Here is a 7054-nt window from a genome sequence, read left to right as displayed (position 1 = left end):
ATCGTCCCAGCACTGTCCGGTGATCCGCTCCACGAGCAGGCCGGAGACGATGGTCGAGGCGTTGGTGTAGCCGAAACCCGCGCCCGGCTGGTGGATGGCCGGGATGTCCCGGATGAGGCGCACGTAGGCGGCCACGCAGTCGTCGCCGCGTCCCGTGTCGGCATAGGGGCCGTTGTCCAGCCCGCTGGTCATCGCCATGAGCTGCCGCGGCGTGATCGCGCCGAAGTGGTGCTCGGGCAGATAGTTGCTGACCGGCGCGTCGATGTCCACCTGACCCGCGTCGGCGAGCTGCATGACCAGGGCGGCCGTGTACACCTTCGTGGTCGAGCCGATCTGGAAGAGCGTGTCGTCCGTCACCGGGATGCCGAGCGCGGCGTTGGCCAGGCCGGTGGAACAGACGCGCACGTCCCCACCGCTGACGACGGCCACCTGGGCGCCGACGACGCCCAGCGACTCGGCGGTCTCCTTGACCATGGTCTCGATGCTCAACGGGCACTCCTAGACGTCGAAGAGTTCTGGGGTGAAGGGGATGGGCGCGAGCCGGAAGCCGGCGGGCGGCTCGACGCGCAGGAGGTGCCGGACCAGGTGGTCCCAGCGGCGGCGGGTGACGTAGTGCTCGTAGCCGACGAAGGCGTGTTCGGCTCCTGGCACGATGAGCAGGTCGAAGTCCTTGTCGGCCGCGATCAGCCGCTCGACCAGCCGCATCGTGAGGTGAGGCGTGACGTTGTCGTCGAGCTCGCCGTGTACGAGCAGGAGGCGGCCCTCCAGCCGGTCGGCCAGCTCGCCGTTGGCCGACCGCGCGTAGAGCTCTGGGTCGAAGGGCCCCTCGTAGCTCTCGCCCCACAGCGCGTGATAGAGCCGTTGGTCGTGATTGCCGCACTCGGCGACGCCGACCTTGTAGACGTCGGGATGCCGCAGCATGGCGCGGACGGTGGCGTAGCCGCCGCCGGAGCGGCCGAAGATCCCGACGCGGTCGAGGTCGAGCCACGGCCTGGTGGCCGCGAGCTGGCGCAGCGCCGCCACGTGGTCGTCGAGGTGACCGGCCGTCTCCAGGGCGCCGTAGGAGGCGTCGTGGAACGCCTTGCTCCTGCCCGGGGTCCCGCGCCCGTCGAGGGCGAGCACGGCGAAGCCGAGCGCGGCGACCGCCTCGGCGTCGTAGCCGTAGAGGCCGGGGTCGAAGCCGGGCCGCACCCGGTTCGTCTGCGGACCGGGATAGGGGTGATCGATCACCGGGTAGGACCCGGCCGGATCGAGGTCGTGCGGGGGGTGGAGCACGCCGTACAGGTCGGTCACCCCGTCGGCTGCCTTGACCCGTACGCGCTCCGGTGGACGCCAGCCCGTGGCGAGCAGCCCGGAGACGTCGGCCCGCTCCAGCTCGACCAGCACGCGGCCGTCCCAGCCGCGCACCGTGATCACGGGCGGGACGTCCACGGCGGAGGCGGAGTCGACGAAGCACGAGCCGTCGTCGGCGACGCTCACGCTGTGGTCGAGGTCGTCGTCGGTGATCCTGGCGAAGCCGGTGCCGTCGAGGCCGACGCGGCAGACCTGGCGGCGGTAGGGGTCATCGGCCACCAGTCCTGAGGCGGTGAAACAGACGCCGGAGGAGTCGGCGTGGAGGATCTCCTGCACGGCCCACTCGCCGCGGGTGAGCTGAACCGTCCGCTCGCCGTACAGGTAGAGGTGCCCCCAGCCGTCGCGCTGGGAGTACCACAGCACGCCCTCGGGGATCACCTTCACGATCGGCCGGTCGGCGAACTGCTGCGTCGCCTCTACTCTCGTCGGGCCGCTCTCCTCCACGAGCGTGCGCGTCTCGCCGGTCTCCGGGTCCAGGACGCACAGGCGCAGTGTGCGCATGTCGCGCGTGTGCTCCAGGTAGTGGACCGCGGAGCCGTCCTCGGCCCACCACACGCGCCTGAGCGTGATGGGCGAGAGGTACGGCACCAGCAGCGGGTCACCCTTGGACGGCACCGCCGTACCCGTCTCGACGTCGAACACCACCAGTTCGGCGCGCGGCACCACCTCGTCGCCCGCCACCGCGTAACGGTAGCTGTGCAGGACGGGCCGCCCGCCGCCCGGCGGCGCGCTCTCCAGCAGGTGCATGAGCTCCACGCCGCGCTGGTCGAGCCGGTGGGCGAGCACCTTGCGCGAGTCGGGCGACCACAGCACCACCGGCGGCGGAGCGCCCATCCCCAGGTTGCGCATGAGCGTGCGCGGGGACGCGGAGTCCGGATTGACGGCGTAGGCCTGGTCCTCGGTGCCGTCGCCGGTGAGCGCGGACTCCTGCCCCGTCTCCAGGTCGCGGAGCCACAGGTCGTGCCCGCGCACGAAGACGGCGCGACGGGCATCGGGCGAGACGGCGTCCGCGGGGCCGGGCGGCTCGGACCTGGTGCAGGCGTAGGTGTCGAGCGAGCAGCGCCACCTGGCCCCGTTCGCGTCGAAGACCACGGCACCGTCATCGAGGGTGATGTGGGCGAACGGCAGCGCGCCGGGGTCGGCTCCGATCGCCGCGGCGAGCCGCGGGTGGTCGAACGCCGGCTCCTTCGTGCCCGTACGGGGGTCCACCAGCAGGAACCGGCCCTCGGACCGGTACCAGAACCTTCCTTCGCGCCAGGCGGGCTTGACCTTGCCTCCCCGCACCAGGCCGGATCTGTGGTGGCCGAGCAGCCGCTCAGCGGTGCGATACCGGTCGATCATGTGCTCCATGCGGCAGAAGCGTACATGTACAGTACGCGATACGATAGGTGTCGATCCACGAAGACGCCGATCGCGATGGGAGACCTCCACATGCCCCGAACCCCGAGAGGGACGCTCAGCCACGAGGCGATCCTGGAGCGCGCTGGGGGGATCATGGACGCGGAAGGGCTCGAAGCCGTCACGGTCCGGCGACTGGCCCAGGAGCTGGGCGTGCGCCCCATGGCCCTCTACACCTACTTCAGGGGCAAGGAGGAGATCCTCTCCGCACTCTATGACCGCCTGCTGGCGAGCCTGGAGCTGCCCGACTCGCCCGACGCGGGGCTCGACGGCGTGCGGCGGGTGATGAGCGGCTACTTCCGGCTGCTGTCCGAACACCCGGCCCTCATGCGGGCCGGCTTCGGCGGCGAGGGCGACCTGCGGGTCAGCGAGGTGATCTACACGCTGCTGCTCAACGCCGGGCTCGACCGCCGGACCGCGGTGGGTGTGGCGGCCAGTCTGGTCAGGTTCACGATGGGGAGCGCGGCCGTCTACCCCGAGCGCAGAAGCTGGGACGACGACGCCGACCACTGGAACAAGGTCCGCGGCTCCCTGCTCGAGCTGCCGGCCGACCGCTACCCGGTCATGCGCTCCTTCGCCACCGACCTGCCCGAGTTCACCCAGCAGGAGGTCTTCGAGTTCGGCGTGGACCTCATCCTCCGCGCGGCCGCTCCAGGGTGACCCGGCCCGGCGCCACCCTGCTCCAGCTCGCCGACGAGCAGGAGCAGGACCTGCTCGTGTCCGACGTCCTTGGCGAGACCCCCAGAATCGAGCTTGCCCCTGACACCGAGATCGACGGCATCGTCGTGGCCTGCACACGGTGCATGCGCCCGTTCGATGACGACGCCGACAACGAGCCGTGCATCGCCGTTCCCATGCCATGACCTGCTGATGGGACGCGCTCCCGCTTGATTCCCGGTCAGGCTGCGGTGAAGGAGATCCACACGTCCGGGGGAACGTTCTCGGGCTTCTCCGTCCACGCGTCACCAGCGATCTCGGTGGCGACGCGCCGCCAGAACGCGACGGCCGCCGTGTTCGAGTCCTGGAAGGCGATCTTCCAGGGGCCGGGGTGCCGGGAGATCACCTCCCGCGCAACTTCCACGCCGATCCCGCCCCGGCGCGTCGCTGTGATAGGTGCCATCTGGGCTGGGCAGGCCGCCTTGGAACTCTGCCATGTCGTGGCGGAACATGAGCCAGAGCCGTTCGACGGTGGGGCGGTCTGCGGCACTCACGGGCCGTACGGTCGCCTGAGAGGTGGTCATGAAGACACCTTCCGGCCGGAAGCAACATCCGGCCGGAAGGGTGAAACCAGCAGAGTCCGATCTAGAGGCGGCTGCGGCACGAGCAGCGCCACCGTCCGCGGCGGCAGGCAGGAGACGACCAGGAGCTCGGCGAAGGGCATACGGGACCGCACGCCGCCCCACCGGCCGAGATGCGGAGAACGGGCCTAGCATGGAGACATGGACGCCGGTCGGCCGAGCCGGGGCATGACGGCGACGGGCTCCCCGCAGACCCTGGCGCGCGACCTCCAGAGGGAGGGCGTCCGCGACGAGCGCCTGCTGGAGGCGGTGCGCACCACGCCGAGAGCCGACTTCGTGCCCGCCCAGGCCGCCCGCCTGGCCTACGACGACGCCCCGCTGCCCATCGGGCACGGCCAGGTGACCACGCAGCCCTCGCTCACGGCCCGCATGATCGAGGGGCTGGGCCTGCGCGGTGGCGAGCGCGTGCTGGAGGTCGGCACCGGGCTCGGCTTCCAGACGGCGCTGCTCGCGCGGCTGGCCGCCCACGTCGTCACCGTCGAGCTGTGGCCCGACTTCTCCGAACGGGCGCGGCGCAGCCTGGCCCTGCACGGCATCGCCAACGTGGAGGCGATCGTCGGCGACGGCGGCTGCGGCGTGCCTGAACGGGGCCCGTACGACGCGGTCCTCGTGTCGGCCGCCTTCCCCGAGGTCCCGGCGCCGCTGGTCGAGCAGCTCAGGGTCGGCGGACGGCTGGTGCAGCCGATCGGCCCCGGCGGGCGGGAGGAGGTCGTGCTGTTCGAGCGGGCGCCTGACGGGCTGGAGCGCCGCGAGGTCCTCACCCCGGCCCGCTTCGTCCGCCTCCACGGCCGGTACGGCTACCCGTGACCTCCGTCCGGGCAGGCCTCGGGCGAAGTCCCGGACGCGGCGCGGGTCAGGAAGGAGCCGCGCCGGCTGGAGGCGTCGTTCCAGGCCAGGATCGGCGCGTACGCCCGCCGCCCCGGCGACTGCACGGCCGTGCGCCGCGCGCACGACAGCCCGATCTCGTGCTGTCGGAGCCGGCGTCTCCAGCGGCGGCCGGCCCGGGCGGGGGCCTGGTCCGTCGTCGCTGCCGGGGGGCGAGGGCGCGGCCGAGCGGGCGGGCGGTCGCGGCGGCCCGGCGTGCCGTCGGCCTGACCCACGGCGTTCATCCATGTCGGAGCTGAGGTGCCGGCCTGTTGCAGGAGGGCCGGCGGCCAGTCGGCGGAGAACGGCCTCCTTCTCCAGCAGGAGGCACGCCAGGTGAGCCTTACTCATAGTTGGCGGCATGACGCGAAAATCCTTACATCGGCCACTGCCCCGCGCGCTCACGGGCGCGGCGCTCACCCTGGCCCTGGTCGCGAGCTCCGGCTTCACCCCCGCGAACGCCGCCCCCATCACCGAGGTCCCGCTGCTCGACGACTACGACGCCGAATCGCTCGCGAACCTCGCCTCGGTATCCGACGGCCTGCAGTACCTGGCTCAGCGATACGCGCCGACCGACACCTGCCCACCTGTCGGCACGGGGCCGGGCGGGCCGCTGTTCTGGGGGGACGACAAGCCCGCCCAGTTCCGCCAGGGCGTCCCGCTGCCGGGGCAGAGGGTCGTGAAGATCGTCATCATGGGCGACTCGTACATGTCAGGAGACGGGGCAGGGGACTACTACAACAAGCGCGGTTTCCTGCCCGAGCCCATGCTCTACGCGGGCCCCAACGGCGCCGTCCCCGCTGAGGGGCACACCATGGCCGACTACGACGAGGACTTCCGTCACCGTTCGGCCAGCGCGGCGGTTCTGCAGGCCATCGACTTGCTGCGCCGCGCCAACCCCGAGGTCTTCTTCGACGTCCGGTTCAACGCCTCCTCCGGCGCCGCCAGCGAGCACTTCTTCGTCGGCCAGGACGACCACGGCCGCGTCAACCCGCCGCAGAACCAGGGACTGGACGACGCCACCAGCCTGGTGATCTCCGGTTTCGGCGGCAACGACGTCGAGTTCGGGCCCATGCTGAAGGCCATGCTCAAAGAGTCGAGCGACGTGAGGGGTCTCGAGGCCACGATCGCCCCGCTGCTGGACACCACCCGCACCTCCGCCCAGGAATGGGCCGACTCGGAACCGCCGCGTCCGCCGTTCGTCCGCCCTCTGACGCAGCCGTCGACCCTGTCGGCGCGGTTGGTGCAGCTCGTTCGGGCGATGAACGTGGCCACCAGCGGCAAGGCCAGGATCATGATGGTCAACTATCCACAGGGCGCCGCGGAGGGTCTCCTACCCCTGGGCTTCATGAACTGGTTGGTGCGCAAGTCCGGTCATGCGGCGGACTGGCCGAAGATCCGCGCCCTGGCGCCTCGGCTGACCGCCTCCATCAAGAAGGCGCAGCAGGTCCTGGCCGACAACGGAATCGCCACCGACATGCTGGACATCGAGAACGCCTTCGCCGGCCACGAGCTGGGGACCAAGGACCCTTACATTCGCAATGTCAATTTCGCCCTCGCCCCGGGAGGGGACGAGTTCAACACGCACCAGCAGACAGGGCATCCCAACAAGGAAGGGCAGAAGGTGCTGGCGGGCCACTACGCCCTGATGATCGCGGGCGAGCTCGGGCTGCGCCTCAAGGCGGCCGACGGAGCGCGTCCCCCGGCCAGAGCCGCGCAGCCGTGCGACGCCAACCACAGCGACCGTCACTACCTGCCCGCCACCGCCACCCAGAGCACCGGATCGACCGGCGGCACCGTCGGCGGGGGAGGAGGCGGTGGCACCAGCACGCCCAACGTGGGCCCGCGCTCGACCATGAGGTTCGTCAACATCGACCCGCCGCCGTTCCACCCGGGGCCCCAGCCCAGCTCACAGCCCCAGCCCACCTCGGGAACGGGGTCGACGGACCAGACACCGCGGTGGAACATCTACCCGGTCAACACCGTCCAGCCGACCAATCCGCCCATCTCCTACGACCTGACCCAGCCGCTGCCCTACCTGTGGCCCGTACCCACCGGCGGAGGAAGCCCGTACCGCCTCGACATCGAGGTGAAGATCAACGCCAGCGAGCTCATGGACTGAGGATCGACGCCGACGTGAT

7 protein-coding genes are annotated in these 7054 nt (G+C 71.1%); 4 read left to right on the top strand and 3 right to left on the bottom strand.

Annotated features, from left to right (window positions below; genetic code table 11):
- Both BMX74_RS39015 and BMX74_RS39010 read right to left on the bottom strand, forming a co-directional pair.
- The coding region (locus BMX74_RS39015) for a serine hydrolase domain-containing protein (RefSeq protein WP_143078921.1) at positions 1–489 on the bottom strand (489 nt) is incomplete at its 3' end.
- Positions 490–498: 9 nt separating this feature from the next.
- Positions 499–2703: a S9 family peptidase gene (locus tag BMX74_RS39010; protein WP_091105480.1), complete on the bottom strand. Its 2205-nt coding sequence runs from the start codon at positions 2701–2703 to the stop codon at positions 499–501.
- A gap of 81 nt (positions 2704–2784) precedes the next feature.
- Here BMX74_RS39010 and BMX74_RS39005 point away from each other — a divergent pair, with 81 nt between their 5' ends.
- Both BMX74_RS39005 and BMX74_RS39000 read left to right on the top strand, forming a co-directional pair.
- Positions 2785–3411, top strand: a complete 627-nt coding sequence (locus tag BMX74_RS39005) for a TetR/AcrR family transcriptional regulator (protein ID WP_176573307.1) — start codon at positions 2785–2787, stop codon at positions 3409–3411.
- Entirely contained in the window at positions 3408–3614 is a 207-nt protein-coding gene (locus BMX74_RS39000; RefSeq protein WP_055502300.1) for a hypothetical protein, read from the top strand. Before BMX74_RS39005 ends, BMX74_RS39000 begins: the two co-directional genes overlap by 4 nt.
- A gap of 35 nt (positions 3615–3649) precedes the next feature.
- Here BMX74_RS39000 and BMX74_RS45235 read toward each other — a convergent pair whose 3' ends face one another.
- Positions 3650–3832: a hypothetical protein gene (locus BMX74_RS45235; RefSeq protein WP_201784485.1), complete on the bottom strand. Its 183-nt coding sequence runs from the start codon at positions 3830–3832 to the stop codon at positions 3650–3652.
- A gap of 358 nt (positions 3833–4190) precedes the next feature.
- On the opposite strand from BMX74_RS45235, the gene BMX74_RS38990 reads away from it, so the two are divergent.
- Together BMX74_RS38990 and BMX74_RS38985 are read left to right on the top strand one after the other, a co-directional pair.
- Complete coding sequence (locus BMX74_RS38990; protein ID WP_236714627.1) at positions 4191–4856, top strand: protein-L-isoaspartate(D-aspartate) O-methyltransferase; 666 nt, start codon at positions 4191–4193, stop codon at positions 4854–4856.
- Between the two features lie 418 nt (positions 4857–5274).
- Positions 5275–7035, top strand: coding sequence for an SGNH/GDSL hydrolase family protein (locus tag BMX74_RS38985; protein ID WP_091105479.1), 1761 nt, complete (start codon positions 5275–5277; stop codon positions 7033–7035).
- Positions 7036–7054: the final 19 nt, after the last annotated feature.

The sequence above is a fragment of the Nonomuraea pusilla genome, from assembly GCF_900109355.1.
In the GTDB taxonomy this organism is placed as follows: domain Bacteria; phylum Actinomycetota; class Actinomycetes; order Streptosporangiales; family Streptosporangiaceae; genus Nonomuraea; species Nonomuraea pusilla.
Note: the sequence above shows the minus strand (reverse complement) of the source record. Positions and strands in the feature narration are given on the sequence as shown.

Excerpts from the sequence above, each read along its gene's own strand:
- BMX74_RS39010 (WP_091105480.1), bottom strand. The coding sequence starts at position 2,703 with ATGGAGCACATGATCGACCGGTATCGCACCGCTGAGCGGCTGCTCGGC.
- BMX74_RS39005 (WP_176573307.1), top strand. The coding sequence starts at position 2,785 with ATGCCCCGAACCCCGAGAGGGACGCTCAGCCACGAGGCGATCCTGGAG.
- BMX74_RS38990 (WP_236714627.1), top strand. The coding sequence starts at position 4,191 with ATGGACGCCGGTCGGCCGAGCCGGGGCATGACGGCGACGGGCTCCCCG.
- BMX74_RS38985 (WP_091105479.1), top strand. The coding sequence starts at position 5,275 with ATGACGCGAAAATCCTTACATCGGCCACTGCCCCGCGCGCTCACGGGC.